The sequence below is a fragment of the Mycobacterium sp. 1165178.9 genome (assembly GCF_001673555.1).
Lineage (GTDB): Bacteria > Actinomycetota > Actinomycetes > Mycobacteriales > Mycobacteriaceae > Mycobacterium.
In genome coordinates this window covers 1-22337 of record NZ_LZMB01000070.1, presented here as the reverse complement: position 1 = coordinate 22337, position 22337 = coordinate 1, and the positions used below count along the sequence as shown (strand labels likewise).

Genomic DNA, 22337 nt, shown 5'->3' with positions numbered 1-22337 from the left:
CTGATCGCCTGACCGGGACCGCTCGCGTCGAGGTCGCCGTCGTCGTAGACCGGCAGCGGCGCCATCGCCCGCACCGTCGCGGTCGACGACACCGCCACCCCCCGTGACATCAGCCAGTTACCCAGTGCGCCGGCGATGACCGCGAGCACCACGTCGTTGACGTCGCAGTCGTAACGCGCGCGCACGGTGCGGTAATCCTCGAGCCTGCCCCGCGCGACCGTGAAGCGCCGGTGCCGCGAGACGGTGGTGTTCAGCGGGCTGCTGGGCGCGGTCCCCCGTGCCACGGTGCGCACCAAGTCGACCGCTCGGCGGCCGGCGTCCAGCAGCTCGCCGTGGTTGGTCACCAGACCGCCGATCATCGACCCGACGGCCTGTAGCTGGGCGCCCGGACCCGTGACCCATTCACTGATCGCGCCCAACACCAGCCGGGTGTTGCCGGGGTCGCGCTCCGGTATCCAGATGTCCTCGGGGAAAGGCGGCGGGCGTTTCGTCCTATCCCCGATGACGTGGTTGATCTCCAGCGCCGACATGCCGTTGATCAGCGCCTGATGCGACTTGGTGTAGAGGGCCAGCCGGTTCTGGGACAGGCCTTCGACCAGATACATCTCCCAGAGCGGGCGCGACTTGTCCAGCGGCCGCGCCGCCAGCCGCGCGATCAGCTCGTGCAGCTGCTCGTCACTGCCGGGAGAGGGCAATGCGGACCGCCGCACGTGATAGGTGATGTCGAAATCGTTGTCGTCCAGCCACACCGGTCGGGCGGTGCCGACCCGCACCTCCCGCACCTTCTGCCGGTAGCGCGGTATCTGTGGCAGCCGCTGCTCGACGGTGGCCAGCAGGGTCTCGTAGCTCAAGCCGGCACGGGGACGACGCAGGATCGACAGCGATCCGACGTACATGGGGGTCGCGGTGTTCTCCAGCCGATAGAACGACGCGTCCGGCGGGGACAACCGAGTCACCATGCGGCGCTGTCCTCCTGGTCAGTTCGTCGCCCGTGCGCTCGGGGCCCCTGGACCCCTGGGGCCCGATGTCCCGCCCACGGTAATCGTGTGGCCGTGCACCAAGTCAGCGTGGGTACGCGTGCGGCCGAGTTGTGCCATGATGACCACTGACTAACCGCTGTCTGCCCCTCTCCAGCAGGCTTGAAGGTCCGGGCGAAGAGTTGGAGAGTGCGCGTTGAACAGTAGTCCCGTTGCGAATCCATCTGACGCTTTCACCGTCATACCAGTCGTCGACTACGAGCCGCCGACGCAGGACGTCCCGCACACCACCACGCCGTGCCGGCAACCGTCGCGTCCCGGATTGCGCCGCCGCAGCAGCCACGCACCGCCGCGGCCCTACACCGGGCAGCCCAGCAGGGCGTCGGCACCGGATCCGGGCGCGGTCATGTCCCCGCGCCTGCGTCAGGCGGCCGTCTTCGCCGACGCCGCGCTGCGCAGGGTGCTGGAGGTCATCGACCGCCGGCGTCCCGCCGCCCAGTTGAATCCGCTGCTGGCGCCGAGCCTGGTGGATTCGGTGGCCGCGGTTGGCCGTTCGGCCGCGAACCGTAATCGAGACGCCGCCGTGTTGCGCCGCATGCGGCTGCAGCCGGCCGGTCACCGTGAGCCGGATGCGGCGGCCGAGGTCTTCGGTTCCTACAGCCGCGGCAACCGAATGCACGCGATCGCCTGCCGGGTCGAGCAGGTCGCCGCCGCGGGCGGAACCCGGTGGATGGTGGTGGCGCTGCACATCGGGTGACGGCGGCCACTCGGTCAGGTCGCCGGTGCCGCGCCGGCCGCCCGGGGGCCGCCGGTGTAACGGGTCAGGATGGGCCCCACGATCGCCATGATGAAAACGTAGGACGTCGCCAGCGCGGCGACTGCGGGCAGCGACTTGCCCGCCAACCCGATGATGATCAACGAGAACTCACCGCGGGCGATCAGCGCGGTGCCCGCCCGCAGCTGCCCGCGCCGCGCGACCCCGTCGTGCCGGGCGGCGAACATCCCGGTGGCCACCTTGGTCGCCGCGGTCACCGCCGCCAGGATCAGTGCCGCCGGAAGCATCGGGACCAATTCGTGCGGGTCCACCGAGAAGCCGATCGCCAGGAAGAAGATCGCGGCGAACAGATCGCGCAGCGGGCTCAGCACCTGGCGCGCCCGCACGGCCGTCTCGCCGGTCAGGGTGAGGCCGACCAGGAACGCACCGACCGCTGCCGAGGCATGCAGCGACTCGGCCATGGCCGCCACGATCAAGGTGATGCCCAGCACCCGCAGCATGAGCTGTTCGGAGTCGGGGTGTTCCACCAGCCGGTCCACGTGGTGGCCCCACCGGTAGGACGCGGCGAACGCCGCCATCAGCGCACCGACGGCCACGACCATGCCGCCGACGGCGTGCAGCCATCCGCCGCCCGAGGCCAGGACCGCGAAAAGAGGCAGGTAGGCGGCCATCGCGAAATCTTCGAGCACCAGCACCGACAGCACCGCCGGGGTCTCCCGGTTGCCGAGCCGGTGCAGGTCCTCCAGCAGCCGAGCGATCACGCCCGACGAGGAGATATAGGTGACGCCGGCCAGGCACAGGATGGCCACGCCGTCCAATCCGAGTAGCCACCCGGCGATCGCGCCGGGCGCGGCGTTGAGCACGATGTCGACGCCCGCGGACGGCAGGTGGTGGCGCATGCTGCTGGAGAATTCGGCCGCTGAGAACTCGCAGCCCAAAGTAAGCAGCAGCAACACGACGCCGATGGGCGCGCTGGTGGTGATGAACTGCCCGCCCGCGGCCACCGGCAGAATGCCGCCCTTGCCCAGGGCCAGGCCCGCCAGCAGGTACACCGGTATGGGCGACAACGCGAATCGCCTTGCGGCCGCGCCCAATACGGCCAGAGTGGCCAGGAGGGCGCCGAGTTGTAATAGCAGCGTCCCCGAAATCTGCACCGGCTCAGCCTTTGTCGATGATTTTCTCGACGCCCGCGATGCCGTTTTCGGTGCCGATGACGATCAGAACATCTTGGGCGTGCAGCATCTCGGCGGGCCCCGGCGAGGCGAGCACTTCCTCATTGCGCACGATCGCCACGATGGACGCGCCGGTGCGGGTGCGGGCCCGCGTGTCGCCCAGCGGGTGATCCACGAAGGGGCTGCCGGCCAAAATGTGCACCTGCCCAGTCTCGAGTCCGGGGATTTCCCGGGCCAGTTCGGTGAACCGCTCGGCGATCCGCGGCGCCCCGAGGATCTGGGCCACGGCCTCGGCCTCCTGGTCGCTGAGGTGGAGCAGCGGCCGGGCCTCGTCCGGATCTTCGCGCGCATACACGACGACGTCGAAATCGCCGCTGCGCCGCGCGATGATGCCGATACGGTCGCCCTTGTGATCGGTGAATTCGTAGCGAAGACCGACCCCGGGGAGCAGCACCTCCTTGACATCCATACGCCAATCCTGACAGGTCGCCCGGCGCCACCGTAAGGATGGATCAAAACACGGTCGGCATCGAGCGTGTCATCAAGGCGCCGCCCGGCGCGGTCTTCGCGTTGCTGACCGACGCCGGCTTCGACGGCTCGGGATCGGTGAACCGCGTACAAACTGCGGTCCGAGCTGACGATGGGTTCGAAATTCTCAATGGCGATGCGGGCTCGCGCAAGGAAACGCAAACCGAACGGGGCATGGCCGCGACGCTGGATGAGATCGCCGCGCTGCTCGAAACCTAGTGCAGCTCCGCCGGCTGGCCGGGGTCTCGGCGCGCGCGGCGTCCTAGCGGCAACAGCGCCGGTACCTCGCGCCGGTAGTTGCGATAGTCATCGCCCAGCGCGGCCACCAGGTCGCGCTCTTCGAATTGCGTGGCGATTAGGATGTAACCCGTCATCGTGATCGAGAAGAGCAGATGCCCGGCCGTCATGGTGGGGACGGCCCAGAAGGCGATGATGAAACCGAGCATGAGCGGGTGACGCACCAGGCGGTAGAAGAACCGAACGTGGAATTCGAGGTCGGTGTAAGGCTTTGCGCGCCAAGCCAAATACACCTGCCGCAGCCCGAACAGGTCGAAATGGTTGATCATGAACGTCGACGCCAGGGCGATCACCCAACCGAGCCCGAACAGCGTCCACAACGCCAGGCGCCCGAGCGGTAGTTGCACCTCCCAGATGACGGCAGACATTGTTCGCCACTGCCAATAGAGCAGCACCAGCACGACGTTGGACAGCATCACGTAGGTGCTGCGCTCTATGGTCGCCGGCACCAGCCGTGTCCACCGCGCCTTGAACCCGGGCCGCGCCATGACGCTGTGCTGAAGGCCGAACAGACCGAGCAGCACCATGTTGACCAACACCGCCTGGCCGATCGGCGCGGATATCCCATGGTCGACCGTTCGCGGCACCCAGAAGTTGCCCAGGAACGCGACTAAATACAGAAATACGGCAAGAAAGAGCAGATAAGCGGCCGCGCCGTAGGCGACCGTCAGGTAGCGCTTCATTTGCCGATTGTGCGCCTGATCGGCGCGCGCGCATATAGGTCATTTGCCCCAATTTCTGCGGGCGTGGTCCGGACGTCGCTGGCGGTCATTTGGGGCAAACGCCTCATGTGCCGGCGCCGGCGGTGGACCGATGATCGCCAGTGACAGGCCTACCTCGAGAAAGCACGGAAACAAATCATGAGCGAATCGACTTGCAGCGCCCCAGCCATCGAGCTGCTCACTGCTCACCCAGCGCAAGCGCCGGACGGCGCACGGATCGACGCTATCGATGTCGGCCGCCGCGTCGGTGGCCGGCAACTCCTGCACACCATGTCCCTGTGCGTGGAGCCCGGCGAATTGGTCGCCATCGCCGGCGGTAGCGGCGCAGGCAAGACCACATTGCTGGAGGTCCTCGCGGGATTGCAACCGCCGTCCGCGGGCGAGGTTCGGCACGACGACGTCGTCCCCCGGACCCGTGCCAGCGCCGGCGCGACGGTCGGCTACGTGCCGCAGGACGACATCATCCACCTCGAGATGCCCCTGCGCCGCACCCTGCGCTACGCGGCGCTGCTACGGCTTCCCGGCGGCACATCCGCGGGCGAAGCGGAGCGGATCGTCGACGAGACCCTCCGGAGTCTGGACTTGGCCGACCGAGCCGACGTGCCGGTGCGGGCGCTGTCCGGTGGCCAGCGCAAGCGGGCCAGCATCGCTGTGGAGTTGCTGACCCGGCCACGCCTGTTCTTCCTCGACGAACCGACCTCCGGGCTCGATCCCTCGACCGCCGCTGAGGTGATGCGCCTGCTGCGCAGGCTCAGCCAGCGCGGTGTCACCGTTGTCCTGACCACCCACGAGCCGGCCGCCATCGAACAGTGCGACCGGGTGGTCTTTTTGGCCCGCGACGGCCACCTGGCCTTCGCCGGCAGCCCGGGCGCGGCCCGCCGCTATTTCGGCGTGGATGACCTCACCGGGGTGTACGAGCGCCTTGCTCAAGAGCGCACTCCGCGGATCTGGGCGGATCGATTCGCGGGCAGCCGCGAGAAGCCAACGGCCCAGCCCGAATCCACTCGAAAGGCTGTCTCGGCCACGCCGTCCGACGTCAATCGCACGGGCGTGTTCCGGCAATGGTGGCTGCTGACCCGGCGCAACGTCGACGTTCTGTTCCGCAATCGGCTGACCCTGGCGATCCTGCTCGGCTCGCCGGTGCTGGTGACGGCGATGATGGCGACGTTGTTCAAGCGGGGCGCGTTCGATCCAGGTGACGCCGCCGGCGTCGGCCCGGCCCAGATCGTGTTCTGGATTGCCTTCGACGGCTTCTTCTTTGGGCTGACGTACGGGCTGCTGCAGATCGTCGGCGAGATGGGCGTCTTCCGGCGTGAACGTCTGGCCGGGCTCAGCGTGGGCGCCTATGTGGGGTCAAAGGTGACGGCGCTGCTTCCGGTCCTGGCGGGAGTGAGCGCGGTATTGCTGGTGGTGCTGCGGGCGCTCGGACGACTTCCCGCGCTCGGGTGGCACGTATACGCCTTGCTGTTCGCCACCATTGTGATCGAAGCGATCTCGGCACTGGCACTGGGGCTTTTCGCCTCGGCCGCCGTCTCCAACGCCGCGCAGGCCGCCCTGGCCTTGCCGATGCTGTGCTTCCCTCAGGTCCTCTTCGGTGGTGCCATCGTGCCCGTCGACCAGATGGCCACGCCTGGACGCGTGATGAGCCTGGTGCTGTCCAACCGCCACGCCTTCGACGCATTGGGCCGCGACCTGCAACTCGACCGCTACGCCACCGCGCTGCCCGCCATGTCCGCCTACCGGGAGACGTTCCAGGGAGACAACGTCGTTAGCCTTATCGCGCTCGTCTCTTTCGCCGTCGCCCTGACGCTGGCCACCGCGTGGTTGCTGGACCGGCGCTCCCGGCCCGGCTCATCCATGCGATGACGGCCACGCCGGGCCCGCGATCCCGGTCAGGGATCGCGGGCTCGGGCTTTGTGCCCTGTGTCAGTTGGCTAGGCCGCCGGCCAGGCCGTGCCTTGTCGCGTACAAGCTGGCCCCGATCCGGTTGGACACCCCGATCTTGGCGTAGATGTGTTCGACGTGATTGCGCACCGTCTTCTCGGAAATCCAAAGCGACGAAGCGATCTCCTTATTGGAGAGCCCCTGTGCGACATGGAGCAACACCTCGGCCTCGCGCCGAGTCAACCCGGCCGGCCTGGCGGCTCTCCGCGACGGACGGTGCCCCGCGGCCTGCAGGACGGCTTCGACGGCGTCGCCGTCCAGGCGGCCGCTGACCGCTTCGTCTCGAAGTTTCCCGGCGGCGGCGTTCCCGTCCCCGGCATCGCGATAAGGCCGCGGTTCCGTTGCGGAGCAATAGCTTTCGGCGGCGGCGAGCACACGGTCGCGAACCGACAGGTCATCACCGCGCAGGCCGTTCGGGTAGCCCGAGCCGTCCAGTCGTTCGTGATGGTTCACCGCGGCCTCCCGGACCGCCTTCAGTCCACCGACGCGGGCCAAAATCCGGCCGGTCAGATAGGGGTGCAGATGGACGCGCTCGCGTTCGACGTCGGTCAGTGCGTGCGGCTTTTCCCACACCCGGTTCGACACACCGATGCGACCCAGATCATGAACGTAGCCCGCTCGACGCAGGATATCGATCTCGTCTTGCGGCAGCCCCGCGCATTGCCCGGCGCTCTCGGCCAGCTGCGCTACGGCCCGCGAATGACCGAGAGTAAAGGGACATTTCAGGTCCACGAAGTCACCCATCGCGCACAGGAGGCGGTCCAGCGCCGGCCCGCTGAGCGCTTCGCCCGGATCCGGAGCCAGGCCGGCGGCGGTCGACCACACGTCTTCGTTCTCGCGCAACAGATCGTCGGCGGCCGCGGTGAACACCGCGACGATATCCGGATCGAACTGTTTGCCGCTGCGACGGCGGATCTCCGCGATCGCGGCGCTCGCGCCGTAAGCGCGATGGTGCACGTCGGCGATGTCGGAGATCTGCGCCACCCGCATCGCCACGGGTATCTGATCGCCGGCGGCTCCGGCGGGAAGACCGCTGCCGTCCCATCGTTCGTACGCATACGGCAGGGCTTTACACACATCGGGGCCCAGCCCGATCTCCTCGGCGAGCAGCGCCGCCGACAGGCAGTGGGAGTGCACCAACGCGCCGAGGTTCCCGCGTGCGTCCCAGAAAACTTTGGCCGCCAACTGAGCTCGCTTCGGCAACGTCGTCCCACGGCCCAGATGGGTCATGAGAAATCGGCGGTAAGGCGCGCCGGACCAGTCGATGTAGTGGCTGTCGTGTCGCACCGCGATGTCGTCGCCGAACCACTGCGCGTACTCGTGCGAGTCGGCGTGGCAGCCGATCCACATCACCAGGGCCGTGTAGAAGACGGTCCCGCACTCGCGCTCGTCGAGGCCCAGCCGCGTCGCCAATCTCGAGCCCATCGTCGCCGACCGCAGCATGTGATCCATCGGCTGCCCGAGACCGAGGTCGATCGCCAGAGATAGCGCCGCCAGGACGTCAGTCCGCGACACGGCTCCGTCGAAGGGCATGGAACTCGTCCCTTTCTCGGCCCCTCATCGGCGCGGCGTCTGCGTAGCCACACGAAAGCCGATGCCTGATAAGCCTAGGGCATGGAGGTTGCCAGCCGCAGGCTGTCGCTGTCGCCGAGTCGACTTGCTGTCGCCGAGTGTGCGGCCTGCCGCACCCTGGGTGCCGAGTGTGCGGCCTGCCGCACCTTCGAGTGGAGGTGGGCCCGCCTAGCGGCGCTTGGCCGACTTGGGTGACTTGGTACCGCGGCCCTGTTGCCTCGCCGCGGCGCGGCGCTCACGCCGGCTGGCGCCGCCGGGCACCCCGGCCGGTGCCTTGCCATCGCCACCGTTGCGTTGCACCGCCGCCGAGCCGTCCTCCGACGGACCCGAGTAGGTCATGGCCGGCGCCTCGTTTTCAATCCCTTTGGCGCGCAACTGGGTTGGTGCCTCTTCGCGCACGGCCGTCGCGGTGCTGCCAGTGCCGCCTTCGGCGCCGACGGCCGCCGCGGTGGCGAATTCCTCCAGCCCCTCGGGCGCATCGACCGGCGCGACCTGTGGGCTGGGCACCGCCTCGACAGTGACATTGAAGAGGAAGCCGACGGACTCCTCTTTCATGCCGTCCAGCATTGCCATGAACATGTCGTAGCCCTCGCGCTGGTACTCCACCAACGGATCGCGCTGCGCCATCGCGCGCAGCCCGATGCCCTCCTTGAGGTAATCCATCTCGTAAAGGTGCTCGCGCCATTTGCGGTCGATGACGTTGAGCAGCACGTTGCGTTCCAGCTGGCGCATCGCGCCCTCGCCGGCGATTCCCTCGAGCTCGGCTTCCCTTGTGGCGTAGGCGTTTTCGGCGTCCTTCAGCAACGCGTCGAGCAATTCCTCGCGGGTGAGGTCGTCGCGCTCGGAGTCGGCGTCGTGTTGGGTCAGCGGCGCGTGGTCGATGCCCACCGGGTACAGCGTCTTCAGCGCCGTCCACAGGGCCTCCAGGTCCCAATCCTCGGCATAGCCATCGGCGGTCGCGCCGTTGACATACGCGGTGACCACGTCGCGGACCATGTCCAGCGCCTGCTCCTTGAGGTTCTCGCCCTCCAGGATGCGGCGGCGCTCGGCGTAGATCACCTTGCGCTGCTGGTTCATCACCTCGTCGTACTTCAGGACGTTTTTGCGGACCTCGAAGTTCTGCTGCTCCACCTGGGTCTGCGCGCTCTTGATCGCGCGGGTGACCATCTTGGCCTCGATGGGCACGTCGTCGGGCAGGTTCAGCCGGTTGAGCATCGCCTCGAGCGCGGCACCGTTGAACCGGCGCATGAGTTCGTCGCCCAGCGACAGGTAGAACCGCGACTCGCCAGGGTCGCCCTGCCGGCCGGAGCGGCCGCGCAGCTGGTTGTCGATGCGGCGCGACTCGTGGCGCTCGGTGCCGAGCACGTACAGGCCGCCCGCCTCGATCACCTCGGCGGCCTCGGCGCTGGCCTCCTCCTTGACCTTGGGCAGTTCCTCGTGCCACGCCGCTTCGTATTCGTCGGGCGTCTCGACCGGGTCGAGGCCGCGCTCACGCAGCCGCTGGTCGGTGAGGAAGTCGGGGTTGCCGCCCAGCACGATGTCGGTGCCGCGGCCGGCCATGTTGGTGGCCACGGTGATGCCGCCGCGACGGCCGGCGACGGCGACGATGGTCGCCTCCTGCTCGTGGAACTTCGCGTTGAGCACGTTGTGCGGCACGCGGCGCTTCTGGAACTGTCGCGACAGGTACTCCGAGCGCTCGACGCTGGTGGTACCGATCAGCACCGGCTGGCCCTTGTCGTAGCGCTCGACGACGTCGTCGACCACGGCGATGTACTTGGCCTCCTCGGTCTTGTAGATCAAATCGGACTGGTCGGCGCGGATCATCGGCTTGTTGGTCGGGATGGGCACCACGCCGAGCTTGTAGATCTCGTGCAGCTCGGCCGCCTCGGTCTGGGCGGTACCGGTCATGCCGGCGAGCTTGTCGTAGAGCCGGAAGTAGTTCTGCAGCGTGATCGTGGCGAGCGTCTGGTTCTCGGCCTTGATCTCGACGTGCTCCTTGGCCTCGATGGCCTGGTGCATGCCCTCGTTGTAGCGGCGGCCGTAGAGCACGCGGCCGGTGAACTCGTCGACGATCAGGACCTCGCCGTCGCGCACGATGTAGTCCTTGTCGCGGTTGAACAGCTCCTTGGCCTTCAGCGCGTTGTTGAGGTAGCTGACCAGCGGCGAGTTAGCCGCCTCGTAGAGGTTGTCGATGCCGAGCTGGTCCTCGACGAACTCCACGCCCAGCTCGTGCACGCCGACGGTGCGCTTGCGCAGGTCCACCTCGTAGTGGGTGTCCTTCTCCATCAGCGGCGCCAACCGGGCGAACTCGGTGTACCAGTTCGAGGCGCCGTCGGCGGGGCCGGAGATGATCAGCGGGGTGCGGGCCTCGTCGATCAGGATGGAGTCGACCTCGTCGACGATGGCGAAGTTGTGCCCGCGCTGCACCAGGTCGTCGAGCGAATGCGCCATGTTGTCGCGCAGGTAGTCGAACCCGAACTCGTTGTTGGTGCCGTAGGTGATGGCGGCGTTGTAGGCGACCCGGCGCTCGTCGGGTGTCATCTGCGCGAGGATCACGCCGACGTCCAGACCGAGGAAGCGGTGCACGCGGCCCATCCACTCGCTGTCACGTTTGGCCAGGTAGTCGTTGACGGTGACGACGTGCACGCCCTTGCCGCCGATGCCGTTCAGGTAGGCCGGCAGCACCGAGGTCAGCGTCTTGCCCTCACCGGTCTTCATCTCGGCCACGTTGCCGAAGTGCAGCGCCGCGGCGCCCATCACCTGCACGTCGAAAGGCCGCTGGTCAAGCACCCGCCAGGCCGCTTCGCGGGCCACCGCGAAGGCCTCCGGCAGCAGGTCGTCGAGGCTTTCGCCGTCGGCGTGCCGCTTCTTGAATTCGTCGGTCTTGGCCCGCAACTCGGCGTCGGTGAGCTTCTCGATCTCGTCGGACAAGGTGTTGACGTAGTCAGACACCCGCTTGAGACGCTTGAGCATGCGACCTTCGCCAAGGCGCAGCAACTTCGACAGCACAGCTATGTCCCCTGTTGGTAGGAGTCTTGCATTGAGCGACTCCCATGGTAGGCGACGAGCCCCCGATGGCCGCCGTAGCGGCGATCGCAAGCGCGGCAACGCCGGGCGTAGCGGGTCGCCGCCCGACCAACCCCGTCAGGAGAGCCTGATCAGCCCGTAGTCGTAGGCGTGCCGCCGGTAGACCACGCAGGGCCGTTCGGTGTGCTTGTCGTGAAACAAGAAAAAGTCGTGTCCGACGAGCTCCATCTCGTAGAGCGCGTCGTCGACCGTCATCGGCGTGGCCGGATGCTCCTTGGTCCGCACGATCCGCCCGGGCTCGTGGTCGGGCTCCACGCCGTCATGGTCGGCCGGCGCGGGCTGCGGCGCGCTGCGCGCTGGTACGGGTGGCGGCACCGCGGTGGCGGCGGCCAGTGACACCGGGGTCTTGTCGCCGTAGTGCACCTTGCGGCGGTCCTTGACGCGGCGCAGCCGGTTCTCCAGCTTGTCGACCGCGGACTCGAACGCGGCGTAGAAACTATTGGCGCATGCTTCCGCCCTCGTCACCGGGCCGCGCCCACGGGCGGTGATTTCCACGCGCTGACAGGATTTGCGCTGACGCCGGTTGGGCGCGTGCTTGAGCTCGACATCGAAGAGATAGATGGAGCGATCGAACCGCTCGAGGCGGGCGAGTTTTTGCGAGACGTACAGACGGTAATGATCGGGGATTTCTACGTTGCGGCCCTTGAACACAACGTCGGCGGTGGTTGTCGGTGGCGCTTGCCCATCGGTGACGGGCGGTTGGTCCAGAATCTGACCGGAATCCACGGATAGCCTTGACATACGTGACAACTCGTTTCTCTTTTTCACGTCACACGCGCCCTGCGTGCCTGGCTGCTTAACGCGCCGACGAGGTGGGAGCGGTTCGAGACTGGCTACCGCCGCAGGCTGCCCGCCGGAGCAAGGTGTCGATTACTCACCCCTTCCCGCGGATGGGCCTCACCTGCAAAATCGCGACCAGTGAGTCAGACCGATGAGTCGTTCTTCGTTGATCTCGACGTTAGCTCGTGTTCGCCTGCCGATGCCACTAATTTGGTCGAGCTGTTGCATGTTCTTCACAAGCTCTTGGCTGGTTCATGGGCTGTGCGCAGCCGCGGGGAGATTCAGACCGCGGCGATCGCAAGCACCGCGGCGACCCGAACCCCGGCGGCCTGCAGGATCCGCACCGATTCGCGCGCCGTCGCGCCGGTGGTGACGATGTCGTCGACGAGCATGACTTCGCTGCGCGGCGGTGAGCCGCGCAGCACCACCCGGCCGGCGATGTTGCGCTCGCGCGCGGTGGTGCCCAGGCCTACCGAGTCGCGCGTCAGCGCCTTGAGCCGCAAGACCGACGCGACGGTGATGTCCGGATGCCGCTCCACCGCGGCGCGCGCGAGCCGGGCGACGGGGTCACCGCCGCGCCGGCGCGCGGCCGAACGGCGGGTCGGTGCGGGCACGACGGTCAGCGGGGTCGGCACGATCCCCCACGACAGCAACCGGTGCACCCCGATGGCCAATGCGCGCGCCAGCGGTTCGACGAGATCCGCCCGGCCCTGCTCCTTGAGCGCCAGGATCGCGTGCCGGCGTGCGTTGGCGTAGCGACCGAGCGCGAACACCGGGACCTCCGGGTCGATGCGCGGGGTCACCACATGTGGCTGGTCGGCGACCACCGACAGCTCGGCGGCGCACGCGTCGCACAATCGGGTCGACGGCGCCCCACAGCCGCCGCATTCGGCAGGCAGGAACAGGTCGAGCATGCCGTCAGTGTGCCGGGTGGGTGTGACAACAGCGGCCGTCGCGTTTGCCGCTAGCGCCCCGTCCGCTCGAGTCGAGCGCGATAACCCCGCACGGCTCGTCGCGCAAACAGCTTCACCAACAACCGTTGTGGTGGCGGCATCCCGGCCAGGAAGCGTCGCCGCTCGTCTGCGCTGCATGCCTCCAATGCCATGCCAGCAAAGGCCAGGCCGAACCACATATTCCGGCCGCCGATGAAGGAGCCGCCCCGTTCGGTAGCTGCGTGCCACTCGGCATCGGTGAGGTTCTCGTTGATCAGCGGAACGATGATTGCCTCTTCAGCGCTGAGGTGATCGCCGACCAACTCCCTGAGCGCCCTGATCTCACTTACCAGCGCCTCCTCGGCCCGTGCCTGGGCGAGCCGTGTGGTTGGGGAGTCGATCACGGCCATCCATCCGGCCAACCGCAACTCGACGCTAGCCGCCGTCTTCGCTATGAAATCGTGCTCGGTCTCCATCCGCCGGACGTCTTCGGCATGCATGGGTGTCCGGTCGTGCAGCTTCGGCCACAATAGCTCGTCTTCGGCCAGGTGGTGGTGGTGCAGCGCCTTGAGCACGTTTGCAATGTGGCCCGCCACACGCTTGCCGGGCCCACGCCGACCGGGCTGCACGCCGCGGATCAGCGTGGCGGCATCTTCGAGCTCTTTGCGGAAAATGCGGTGCACCAATGCCATTTCGAATGCGTCGGTTGGCATCGTCTACTCAACCAGGCTCGGGACCGGCGACGGTCCGACCATCCACAAGGTCATTTCGGACGCCGTCTGGCGAGTATCAGCGCTGCGCACACCATTCTCCTTTCGGCCGGGCCAAGAGGCTGGCTCAGGGTCGACAGCCAGACGACGTATCGGGGTATCGAAATCTCTAATAGCATTGCGATACCGATGATTTCGATGGACTGAATACGACCGGCATCGCCTCGGGTCCACTGATGAAATTCGACGACCGGCGGGACAACTCCGCGTCGCTGGCCAGGCGCAAGTCCGGCAGCCTGCGCAACAACGCGGTGAGCATGAGTGAGAGTTCCAGTCGCGCCAGCTGGCTGCCCAGGCAGAAATGCGTGCCGAACCCGAAGGCCAGGTGCTTGTTGGGATTGCGGTCGATACGGAAGTCATCGGGATCACCGAAGACTGTCTCGTCGAAGTTGGCCGACTCAAATAGGAGCATGATCTTTTCGCCGGCATGCAGGTGAGTGCCGTGAAACTCGATCTCGTCGGTGACGGTGCGGCACATGTTCTTGATCGGCGAGGTCCACCGGAGCATCTCCTCGATCGCCGCAGAGACCAGATCGGGGTCTTCGCGCAGCGTTTCCCATTGGCGGCGATCCCGTAACAGCTGTTCGATGCCGCCGGAGAGAGTGTGCCGGGCGGTCTCGTCGCCGCCGATCAGGATCAGTAGTGACTCGTAGACGATTTCGTCATCCGACAACCTGCGCCCGTCGACTTCCGCGTTCACCAGGACGCTGAACAAGTCGTTCGACGGTTCCGTCCGGCGTTTGGTGATCATGTCCATCGTGAACGCGGTGTATTCGGCGAATGCATCCATCACCGCTTGCACCGATGTCGCGTCGTCCGGCGAGCCTGGGCCGCCCACCACATCGTCGGACCATTTCAGCAACATCCCGCGGTCCTCGGACGACACACCAAGCATGTCGCCGATCACCGCCATCGGCAGCGGAGCGGCGATGTCACGGATGAAATCACACTCCCCTGACTCACACACCGCATCGATCAGCTCGTCGCACAGCCTGCCGATGGACGGCTTCTTGCGCGTTATCCGCGTGCCGGTGAACGCAGCGCTAACCAGCTTGCGCCGCAGAAGATGTTCGGGATCGTCCATTTCGACCATGTAGGGCTTGCCCGGGTACTCGGGCCTGATACCGCCTGCATTGGAAAACAGCCGCGGATTGCGCTCTGCATCGATGACCGCCTGATACGTCGCCGCCGCGGCCAACCCGTTTCGGTCGCGAAACACCGGCTGGTTGGCGCGCATCCAGCGATATGCGCCACGCGCGCCGCCGCCAGAGTAGAACCGGCCGTCCGTCAAGTCGACGTCAAGGGTCTGCAACATAGTTTTTTGCTCCGGTTAGCGTTCATTGCCGATAACGCTATGCAGCCCAACCCAATCCGGCTAGCCGCTGCGCGCGGACGGTTGGACAGATCGCGGTACCAACGGTCGCTGACGGCCGTGACGGCGACCACCGGCTTGGGCGATGCGCAGCATCATCGCCGGCCGCAGCAGCGAGGCCGGCGAGTCGATCATTCCCACCACGCGTAGAAATTGTTCCGCCACAGAGGTTTCCGTCTGTGCCGCTATCATCACCCGCTCCAGAAAGGCGTTGCTGATTCGCACCGAGATCGGCCGTGGTCCCGCCACTTGCGGCAGGGCGAGGTCAGCACCGACGGCAGTCCGCCAGGCCACGGCGATGTTTTTGGCCGAGTCGTGGTAGAACCGTCGCGGCAGATGACGATCGTCATCCCGCAGACAGTCACGCAGCACCACCGCGTCCAGCGCGGCCATCGTCATGCCCTGGCCGTAGACGGGGTTGAAGCTGCAGATCGCATCACCGACGACGATCAATCCATCGGGCAGCCGCCGCATCTTGTCGTACCGCCGCCACCGATTCGACGCTACCCGGTAGCGAGTCATCGGCCCGATACGTTCGGCCGCGCGGACCGCCGCAAGCACGTCGTCTGTCGCGTGGTTCCGGAGGAATTCCAGTATCTTCGCTTGATCGGTTGGTGGCTCGTTGCCCGCCGCCGCCGAGAGGGTGAGTACCCAGTCGTTGTTCTCGTTGCCCACCAGAACAAAACCGGCCGGCAGGCTTGGCTCGGGGAGGCGCCCAACGAACCCCGCGCTGAGCGCCCCGCTTGGGATTCTCAACATCTGACTGGCGTAAGCCATCCGCACTACCAGCTCATTCTCCGGTGGACGCCCGTAACCCAGCTTCTCCAGAAAGACCGGCGTTCGCGAACCTCGGCCCGTCGCGTCAACGACCAACCCCGCGGTCAGCGTTGTCTCGCCATGATCTCGGTCCGACACACGCACTCCCACTACCCGCGCGCGGTCGGCGGTCGCTTCCAAGCCGACAGCGTCGCATCGATCGAGGATTCTGACATTCGGAATGGCCTGGACCCGCTGCCGCAGACGGTATTCCAGTAACGGCCGGCTCGGGTAGTACTGTACGTACGCTTCGGGGTAACGCAGGCGACCAGTGCGCGCCAGCCGGTGGCCACCGAACGATAAGTCGATCTTCGAAAGATCTCCGTCGGCCCACACGGGGACGCCATCGGCGACAAGCTCGTGCAGAAATCCGGGAAACAACTCGGCCAGAATCGGCGGGCAGCGTGCCAGCAAAACATGACCGTGGGCGGCTTGTGGTACCCCGCGCCGATGCAGCGGACCCGCCGGAAGAACGTCTCGGTCCACCACGATGACGGACTCGCAGTGGTCGGCCAGCACCCTGGCGGCCAGCAATCCACTGACGCTGGAACCGATGACTACGGCCCGATGACCACGCATGGGCATCACGACCTTTCCAAGCCACTCACAGATTCGGCGTCGCGGAGCGCCACCACGTCGTCGAGGCCGGACAAGCCGTGTTCCGACTTGATCTCCTCGCCGGCGCGTTCACCGATGACCACACAGGGCGCCATTGTGTTTGCGCTGGTGATTCGGGGCATGATCGAGGAATCGGCGACTCGGAGGTTTTCGACGCCGTGAACCTTCAGGCTGCCGTCGACGACCGAGAGCGAATCGAGTCCCATCTTGGCCGTGCCCGCCATGTGCCAGTAGGTAATTGCGGCATCCCGGAGGTAGCCCACCAGGTCTTCACTTTTCAAACAGCCGGGCATGACCTCGCGCTGGAAAAACGACCGGTTCCGCAGGAGCGCGGAATTGCCGACGGCACGCATGTCCTCGATGCACTTCACGGCAAGGCGCAGATCGTCGGGATGCGACAGACCGTTGTGGATCACCCTGGCGGGCTGATCGGGATCTAGACTGGTCAACATAACGCTGCCGCGGCTGCTGGGATGGGTGAGCGCACCGATCATCGTCCAGCCCATGTTGGGCAAGCCGAATCGCGCGGCATTCTCCTGGCTTGCCAGCAGCATCGCTCCCTGGCAGGCGAACAGGTCGGGTTGGTCCCGGCCGTCCCCGCTCGGCCAGAACATCACAGCATCACCCGGCTGATCGGCTGGAGGGCAGGCGGGCATTTCCCAGATGCATGAGAAGCCAAGGTGGTCCTGGAAATTACGACCCACCCCAGGCAGATGGTGTTTAACGGGTATTCCCAACGGCCGCAGCATATCCTGGTCGCCGATCCCGGAAAGCATGAGGACCTTGGGGGTATGGATTGCCCCCATCGACAGCACGACTTCCGCGCCGGCCCGGAATCGCCGAATTTCGTCGCGGTAGCAGACCTCGACTGCGGTCGCCCGACTCCCATCGATGAGCACGCGCCGCACGATGGCATTCGGCAGCACGGTCAGGTTGGGCCGGTCCATGTACGGATACGTGTAGGAACGGAACACCGAACGGCGCTTGCCGCCGCGAGCCCGGACTTCGATTATCGCCGCCCCGCCCTTGCCTTCCATCATCTTTCCGTTCGCCTGGTCGAAGCGGCCGATACCCAAGCATTCGGCGGCTGCCAGCACGATTCGACTGACAGGATGAGGATCGCATTTGGGTTGCACGTAGATCGGTCCACCGCTGCCCCTGTGCTCAGGGTCCGGGGCGCCATGCCAATCCTCTATCCGGCGGTAGATGTCTAGAACCGACGCATAGCTCCAGGCTTTGTTTTCCGACTCCGCGGCGAAGAGGTCCCAATCCTCCCGGTGCCCCCTGGCCCAGGCCATCAGATTGATGCTCGAACCGCCACCGAGGACCTTGCCCATCGAGAGCATCAGGGCCCGGCCGTTGAGGTGCTGGTTCGGTTCAGCCTGGAAGGCCCAATCGGTCGCGCTGCCCAGGTTCGTATGCCACAGCTTCGATTCGGTGACACACGGCAGGTCGTCGCGGCCTCCTGCCTCCAGCAACAAGATGTTCACGCGGGGATCCTCAGCCAGGCGACGGGCAACCACGCAGCCCGACGATCCCGCACCACAGACGATGAAGTCGTAGTCCTGTTTCAGGTCAGCGACGAGGCGCTCCTGGTTCACCCGGACCCGCCGGTCCAGTTCGTTGTCCATGTCATTGCTTGCAGCAGTTGACATCTGTCGTATCTCCTGACTCCGGTTCGATCGGTTGTTCAATGGCCGGCGCTCTGTCCGCCGTCGACGTGGAGGATCTCGCCGGTGACGAAGGGTGCCGTTTCGAGGTAGAGCGCGCCGTGCACGATGTCGGCGACGGCGCCTATCCGGTTTTGGGGGTGCATCCATGCGTAAGACGCGCGCGCATCGACGCCGGCGTGCATGGGCGTGTCGATGACGCCGGGCGATATGGCGTTGACGCGGATTCCCCGGCCGGCGTATTCGATGGCGAGCGATTTCGTGACAGCAGCAAGGCCGCCCTTGGTGAGTGCGGTCAACGCCGATGGCACCTTGCCCTGAGCGTGCTCCACCAGAGTGGTCGTAATGTTGACCACATGACCGCCGGTGCCCTGCGCGAGCATCACGTCGATGGTGCGTTGCGTAACGTGAAGAAAGCCCAGCAGGTTCACCGACATCACACGTGCACAGTCTTCGAGGCTGTAGTCGGTGAAGGGCTTGGAGACGAAGACACCGGCGTTGTTGACCAGAGTGTCGATGCGGCCAAACCGTGCCACTGCTGCGACAACAAGACGATCGGCTGTGCTGGGCTCGGCGATATCGCCTGCGACGGTGACGACTTCAGGGTGAGATGAATCGGCGATGGTGCGCGAATTGGCGATTACGCGGTAGCCGTGCTTGCGGTACGCCTCGACCAAGCCCGCGCCGATTCCACGCGATGCGCCGGTGATGATCGCGACCTTCTCGTCGCCGAATTCCATTGCGGTACCTCTTTTTCGTTTGCTTATCCGGCCAGCTCGCGCACGATGTCGGCGGCCGGGCCGGTCTTTGTGTGACGGAACGCTGCACCAGCCCACAGTGCGATGCCGTGCGGATCGCCCAATTTCGCTGCGGCCTGCTGGATCGGTGCGGTCATCATCGCTACGTCAGGGAAGCCGAATACCGCTTCGCCGTCGTACTTTTCGATGAATCGGTTACGCAGTGCGCGGGCATACCGCCCGGTGAACGCGCGCGTGACCACCGTTTCGATGAACCGCGGATCGCACAATGCCGCCCGATGCACCGAATTGGTTCCGGCCTCGTCGGCGAGCAAGAACGCCGTGCCGAGTTGCACCGCAGCGGCACCGGCAGCGCGCAGCCGGCTGACATCCCGAGACGTTCCCAGTCCCCCGGCCGCGACGACGGGGCAGTCGAAACAGGTCACCAGGGGGGTGACGAGCTCCTCGAGCGGATGCCTGGGCGGTGACGCAAGCGGGTCGAACGTCGCGCGATGCCCGCCCGCATCGGGACCTTGGGCAACCACGGCATCCACGCCGGCGCTCAGCGCGATCGTTGCTTCGCGGATGGTGGTGACCGTCCCGAGGTTCAAGATCCCGACGCCCTTCAGCCGCCGGCACTCGTCTTTGCTCGGTGAGCCGAACGTGAACGACACCACCTCCGGCCGCAGATCGCACACCACGTCGAGTTTCGCGGTCCACTCGTCGTCGTCACCACGTGGCTCACCGAGAGCCACGCCGTAGCATTCGGCCTCCTCGGCCAAGGCTGCCGCGAACGCAGCGAGCTGATCGGGTCGACCCGCCGGTGGTTGGGGCACAAAGAGATTCACCCCAAGCGGCCCCGACGTCAGCCTGCGCGCCGCGGCGATGGCATCGGCTAAGTCATCGGCCGACGACATGCCGGCCGCGAGAAATCCGAGTCCGCCGGCGTGGGTCACCGCGGCCGCCAACTCCGGCGTCGACGGGCCTCCCGCCATCGGCGCCCCCAGCACCCGAACACTGAGATCCGTCAGGGCAAATCGATCAAGCACAAGACGCCTCCGACGTGTTGTTCAGACCCAACGACGCCAGCGCGTGCCCGTCGACGATGACAACGCTGTTGCCGTCCAACCGGATCCAGCCGCGTTCCTCGAAATCGCGCAAAATTGCAACCGTCGTCCTCGGTGCAACGCCGGCGAGACGAGCGAACTCCTTCAATGTCAGGTCATGCACCACTCTCACCACATCGCCTTCGCGCCGGCCGAACCGTTTCCGCAAACACAGCAGCCGGCTCGCGATGCGCTCCTGAGTGTCGGTGAATGCGAAGTCCGCCAAGAAGTTCGTCGTCGCGTCTGCCCACCGGGCGAAGAGGCGCAGAACCTGATCGCTGATCTCGGGATGCCCAACCATCCACGTCATCAGTTGATCGCGTCCGATCGGCACGGCCAGCACATCGGTGAGCGTGGTTACACCGGTTTCTGGCGATCCGGGGTCGAAAAGCGCTTCGATACCGAAAATTTCGTACCGCCCCAGGATCTTGAGAATAACTTCGCTCCCATCGGGCAGCCGGTACGAGACCTTGACTTTGCCAGAAATGATCACGTACAGGCGGCGAGCAGGACCACGCTGCGCGCCCACGACGCATCCGGGCCCGAACTGCTCGGGTGCGAGCTGCTTGGCCCAGGCGGACACCGTCTCGGGAGTGGTCCTGCTAAAGATTCCGCATTCGACCAGCGCCTTGTGGACGTCGCCGGTCACCAGGTCTTCGCGGGGAAACTCACCCTGTGAAAGACACTGTTGCACTGGGGGCTGCGCGGCGGGCGTGGCCGCCGTCGCCGACGCCGTTGTCCGCGATGCCTTTCTCATGCGGCCGTCCTCGGCGGTCCGCCAGATACGACTGGTTGTGTTCCACCACAACAACGTCATGGCTATTCACCTAGGGGTAACGATGACGATCGCTGGGTTAGTCATACCGCTAACGCTAGGGACGCAACAGCGAGACGACTATCCGCCGTACGCAGGGTGTTGGCCATACTGCGCACGGTCGCAGTGCGATGCGGCACGAGCCCGGTCCGGACATCTCAATGCCGGGATCCCGATTCGGCCATCAGTGTCTCGCAAACACTTTCGAGGAACCGCGCCGTGGGGGTGTGACCGCAGGTGGTCATCCTCAGCTGCCCGTCGTAGGTGACGACTCCGGTCACGTATTCCCCCTCGATCTGTGTCAGCACGACCGGACCCCAGATGGCTCGGGGCCGAATCGGCCCAAAGCGAGGCACGCTCTGCACACCCAAGTTGGTGATCGTCAGTTCAAAAGGCAACACGGTGCGCAGAAAGTGTTCTGCGGCACCGCAGTCTGCGTCGATCGGGAAGTATTCCTCGATTACCGCAGAACCGAGCATCAGTCCGGCAGCCGATCTGGCCACGCTCAGCCGGTCACCGGTCTGGCGCGCCTGATCCCAAAACCCGCTGCCATCCGCCGGGGCCATCCCGGTGCATGCGAAGGAAATGGCTAAGCAGCAGCCGGCTTCTTGGGCCACAAGATCTCTGGCATTTATCGGGCTGTAAGTGCGGACGAAATCTTCGCCACACGCTGCGCTGCGCACACGGGAGGCGGCCGCGACGATCGCCGCATGCACGGTGGTGTGTTCTTCCCGGCAGCGCTCAACAAGACGCGCGGTGGCATCGTGGTCCATCGCAACCCGGTGCACGTACGGCGGACTCGCATCAAAGGCCCGGATGGATGCGGGCACACCCATGCGCGGATCACCGGCATCAGTTGGCATGGCGGCGATTTGGACAGCATCGAATCTACGAGTTGCCAATTCCTCGAGCGATTCCGGTAGAGGCAGCACCGGCGGTGGGTGACCGTTGAGTGCGGCAATCAGGTCGTTGAGTACCAAGACGGACGAAATCCCGTCGGCAGCCACGTGATCGAACGTCAGAAGCAAAGTCGACGAATTACTCTGAGCGACAAGTGTTGCCCTCATAAGTGGAGCGGCGGCGGAATCGAAGGGTTGCGTGAGTTCCTGGGCGGCGATAGCTTGCCAATCTTGATCGGGTTCGCGCAGGAACGTCAGGCCTATTGATGCCACGGAGTCGGCGCGGTAGAACCCCAACCCCGTGTCGGGGTCGTCTTTGACGTGCGCTGACAGCAACGGGTGCCGGCTTTGCACGGCGTCGAGCGCATCACCCACCAGATCGGCGTCGAGGGCAGCGTCAAACTCGGCGGCCAACACGAACAGTAAGGGATTACGTTCGGAGTAGCGGTACAAGCACCGTTCCCGCAGCCCGAGCGCACGCAGCAAGGCGGCGGGTCGTAATCCTGGCGATGCAGCCACTTTCGTCCTCTACCAGGTGCCGGAGCTATACCTCGGTCCACGCGCAAATCAGCGCAGGCATTACCGCCACGGCTTGTGCGGCGGCGATTTCGGCTTGCAAGCGATGCCTCACCGTGTCGAAATCGGCCAGCTCGGCCGGAACCACACCGAGCTGCTCGGCCAGCGGAAAAATCGTGCGCCAAGTCTCCGCCACGTAAGTCGCGATGTCGCTGTCGTCGGCCCCGCCCAGC

The 22337-nt window shown here is 65.9% G+C and carries 19 protein-coding genes and 1 pseudogene; 3 read left to right on the top strand and 17 right to left on the bottom strand.

Annotated elements, in window-relative coordinates:
- Positions 1-959 (bottom strand): wax ester/triacylglycerol synthase family O-acyltransferase (locus tag A5652_RS03775; protein WP_067346780.1); only part of this gene is annotated, 959 nt, incomplete at its 3' end.
- 214 nt (positions 960-1173) lie between these two features.
- Here A5652_RS03775 and A5652_RS03770 point away from each other — a divergent pair.
- Positions 1174-1734: an Rv3235 family protein gene (locus A5652_RS03770; protein ID WP_197513733.1), complete on the top strand. Its 561-nt coding sequence runs from the start codon at positions 1174-1176 to the stop codon at positions 1732-1734.
- A gap of 14 nt (positions 1735-1748) precedes the next feature.
- Here the strand turns inward: A5652_RS03770 and A5652_RS03765 are convergent, their stop codons facing one another.
- Together A5652_RS03765 and A5652_RS03760 are read right to left on the bottom strand one after the other, a co-directional pair.
- Entirely contained in the window at positions 1749-2906 is a 1158-nt protein-coding gene (locus A5652_RS03765) for a cation:proton antiporter (protein ID WP_067346778.1), read from the bottom strand.
- Between the two features lie 4 nt (positions 2907-2910).
- Entirely contained in the window at positions 2911-3393 is a 483-nt protein-coding gene (locus tag A5652_RS03760; RefSeq protein WP_067346775.1) for a cation:proton antiporter regulatory subunit, read from the bottom strand.
- A 38-nt stretch (positions 3394-3431) separates the two neighbouring features.
- On the opposite strand from A5652_RS03760, the gene A5652_RS03755 reads away from it, so the two are divergent.
- The gene (locus A5652_RS03755) at positions 3432-3671 is read left to right on the top strand and encodes a hypothetical protein (protein WP_067346772.1); all 240 of its coding nucleotides are present in this window, start codon (positions 3432-3434) and stop codon (positions 3669-3671) included.
- On the opposite strand, the gene mddA is transcribed toward A5652_RS03755, so the two are convergent.
- On the bottom strand, positions 3668-4432 hold the full coding sequence (gene mddA, locus A5652_RS03750; RefSeq protein WP_067346770.1) for a methanethiol S-methyltransferase: 765 nt from the start codon (positions 4430-4432) through the stop codon (positions 3668-3670). The genes A5652_RS03755 and mddA overlap by 4 nt on opposite strands.
- 177 nt (positions 4433-4609) lie before the next feature.
- Here mddA and A5652_RS03745 point away from each other — a divergent pair, with 177 nt between their 5' ends.
- Positions 4610-6337, top strand: coding sequence for an ATP-binding cassette domain-containing protein (locus A5652_RS03745; RefSeq protein WP_082983761.1), 1728 nt, complete (start codon positions 4610-4612; stop codon positions 6335-6337).
- Between the two features lie 60 nt (positions 6338-6397).
- Here the strand turns inward: A5652_RS03745 and A5652_RS03740 are convergent, their stop codons facing one another.
- The 13 genes and pseudogenes from A5652_RS03740 to A5652_RS28005 form a co-directional block, all read right to left on the bottom strand.
- A complete protein-coding gene (locus A5652_RS03740) occupies positions 6398-7948 on the bottom strand; it encodes an HD domain-containing phosphohydrolase (RefSeq protein ID WP_067346767.1) in 1551 nt (516 codons plus the stop codon).
- Positions 7949-8155: 207 nt separating this feature from the next.
- Entirely contained in the window at positions 8156-10996 is a 2841-nt protein-coding gene (secA, locus tag A5652_RS03735; protein ID WP_067346765.1) for a preprotein translocase subunit SecA, read from the bottom strand.
- A gap of 135 nt (positions 10997-11131) precedes the next feature.
- Positions 11132-11800 (bottom strand): ribosome hibernation-promoting factor, HPF/YfiA family, encoded by a 669-nt coding sequence (gene hpf / locus A5652_RS03730; protein WP_067346763.1) that lies wholly within the window; start codon positions 11798-11800, stop codon positions 11132-11134.
- A 335-nt stretch (positions 11801-12135) separates the two neighbouring features.
- Positions 12136-12768 (bottom strand): ComF family protein, encoded by a 633-nt coding sequence (locus tag A5652_RS03725; RefSeq protein WP_067346760.1) that lies wholly within the window; start codon positions 12766-12768, stop codon positions 12136-12138.
- Positions 12769-12818: 50 nt separating this feature from the next.
- A complete protein-coding gene (locus A5652_RS03720) occupies positions 12819-13499 on the bottom strand; it encodes a hemerythrin domain-containing protein (RefSeq protein WP_067346757.1) in 681 nt (226 codons plus the stop codon).
- A 166-nt stretch (positions 13500-13665) separates the two neighbouring features.
- Positions 13666-14871 (bottom strand): cytochrome P450, encoded by a 1206-nt coding sequence (locus A5652_RS03715; RefSeq protein WP_067346755.1) that lies wholly within the window; start codon positions 14869-14871, stop codon positions 13666-13668.
- Between the two features lie 60 nt (positions 14872-14931).
- Positions 14932-16323 carry an NAD(P)/FAD-dependent oxidoreductase gene (locus A5652_RS03710; RefSeq protein WP_232001079.1) on the bottom strand — a complete coding sequence of 464 codons (1392 nt, stop codon included), beginning with the start codon at positions 16321-16323 and terminating at the stop codon, positions 14932-14934.
- Between the two features lie 5 nt (positions 16324-16328).
- Positions 16329-17993: a GMC family oxidoreductase gene (locus A5652_RS03705; protein WP_067346751.1), complete on the bottom strand. Its 1665-nt coding sequence runs from the start codon at positions 17991-17993 to the stop codon at positions 16329-16331.
- Between the two features lie 59 nt (positions 17994-18052).
- A complete protein-coding gene (locus A5652_RS03700) occupies positions 18053-18772 on the bottom strand; it encodes an SDR family NAD(P)-dependent oxidoreductase (protein ID WP_067346749.1) in 720 nt (239 codons plus the stop codon).
- 23 nt (positions 18773-18795) lie between these two features.
- Positions 18796-19818: a nitronate monooxygenase gene (locus A5652_RS03695; RefSeq protein ID WP_082983759.1), complete on the bottom strand. Its 1023-nt coding sequence runs from the start codon at positions 19816-19818 to the stop codon at positions 18796-18798.
- Positions 19811-20524, bottom strand: coding sequence for a Crp/Fnr family transcriptional regulator (locus tag A5652_RS03690; protein ID WP_197513732.1), 714 nt, complete (start codon positions 20522-20524; stop codon positions 19811-19813). The genes A5652_RS03695 and A5652_RS03690 overlap by 8 nt, the downstream gene beginning before the upstream one ends.
- A gap of 323 nt (positions 20525-20847) precedes the next feature.
- Positions 20848-22041 carry a condensation domain-containing protein gene (locus A5652_RS03685; protein WP_197513731.1) on the bottom strand — a complete coding sequence of 398 codons (1194 nt, stop codon included), beginning with the start codon at positions 22039-22041 and terminating at the stop codon, positions 20848-20850.
- A 91-nt stretch (positions 22042-22132) separates the two neighbouring features.
- A pseudogene (locus tag A5652_RS28005) lies at positions 22133-22337 on the bottom strand (methylase); the annotation flags it as partial.

What these genes read in the sequence shown, in the direction of transcription:
- A5652_RS03745 (WP_082983761.1), top strand. Translation starts at nt 4,610, where the DNA reads ATGAGCGAATCGACTTGCAGCGCCCCAGCCATCGAGCTGCTCACTGCT.
- A5652_RS03710 (WP_232001079.1), bottom strand. Translation starts at nt 16,323, where the DNA reads ATGCGTGGTCATCGGGCCGTAGTCATCGGTTCCAGCGTCAGTGGATTG.
- mddA (WP_067346770.1), bottom strand. Translation starts at nt 4,432, where the DNA reads ATGAAGCGCTACCTGACGGTCGCCTACGGCGCGGCCGCTTATCTGCTC.
- A5652_RS03720 (WP_067346757.1), bottom strand. Translation starts at nt 13,499, where the DNA reads ATGCCAACCGACGCATTCGAAATGGCATTGGTGCACCGCATTTTCCGC.
- A5652_RS03705 (WP_067346751.1), bottom strand. Translation starts at nt 17,993, where the DNA reads ATGGACAACGAACTGGACCGGCGGGTCCGGGTGAACCAGGAGCGCCTC.
- A5652_RS03755 (WP_067346772.1), top strand. Translation starts at nt 3,432, where the DNA reads ATGGATCAAAACACGGTCGGCATCGAGCGTGTCATCAAGGCGCCGCCC.
- A5652_RS03700 (WP_067346749.1), bottom strand. Translation starts at nt 18,772, where the DNA reads ATGGAATTCGGCGACGAGAAGGTCGCGATCATCACCGGCGCATCGCGT.
- A5652_RS03725 (WP_067346760.1), bottom strand. Translation starts at nt 12,768, where the DNA reads ATGCTCGACCTGTTCCTGCCTGCCGAATGCGGCGGCTGTGGGGCGCCG.
- A5652_RS03715 (WP_067346755.1), bottom strand. Translation starts at nt 14,871, where the DNA reads ATGTTGCAGACCCTTGACGTCGACTTGACGGACGGCCGGTTCTACTCT.
- A5652_RS03760 (WP_067346775.1), bottom strand. Translation starts at nt 3,393, where the DNA reads ATGGATGTCAAGGAGGTGCTGCTCCCCGGGGTCGGTCTTCGCTACGAA.
- A5652_RS03740 (WP_067346767.1), bottom strand. Translation starts at nt 7,948, where the DNA reads ATGCCCTTCGACGGAGCCGTGTCGCGGACTGACGTCCTGGCGGCGCTA.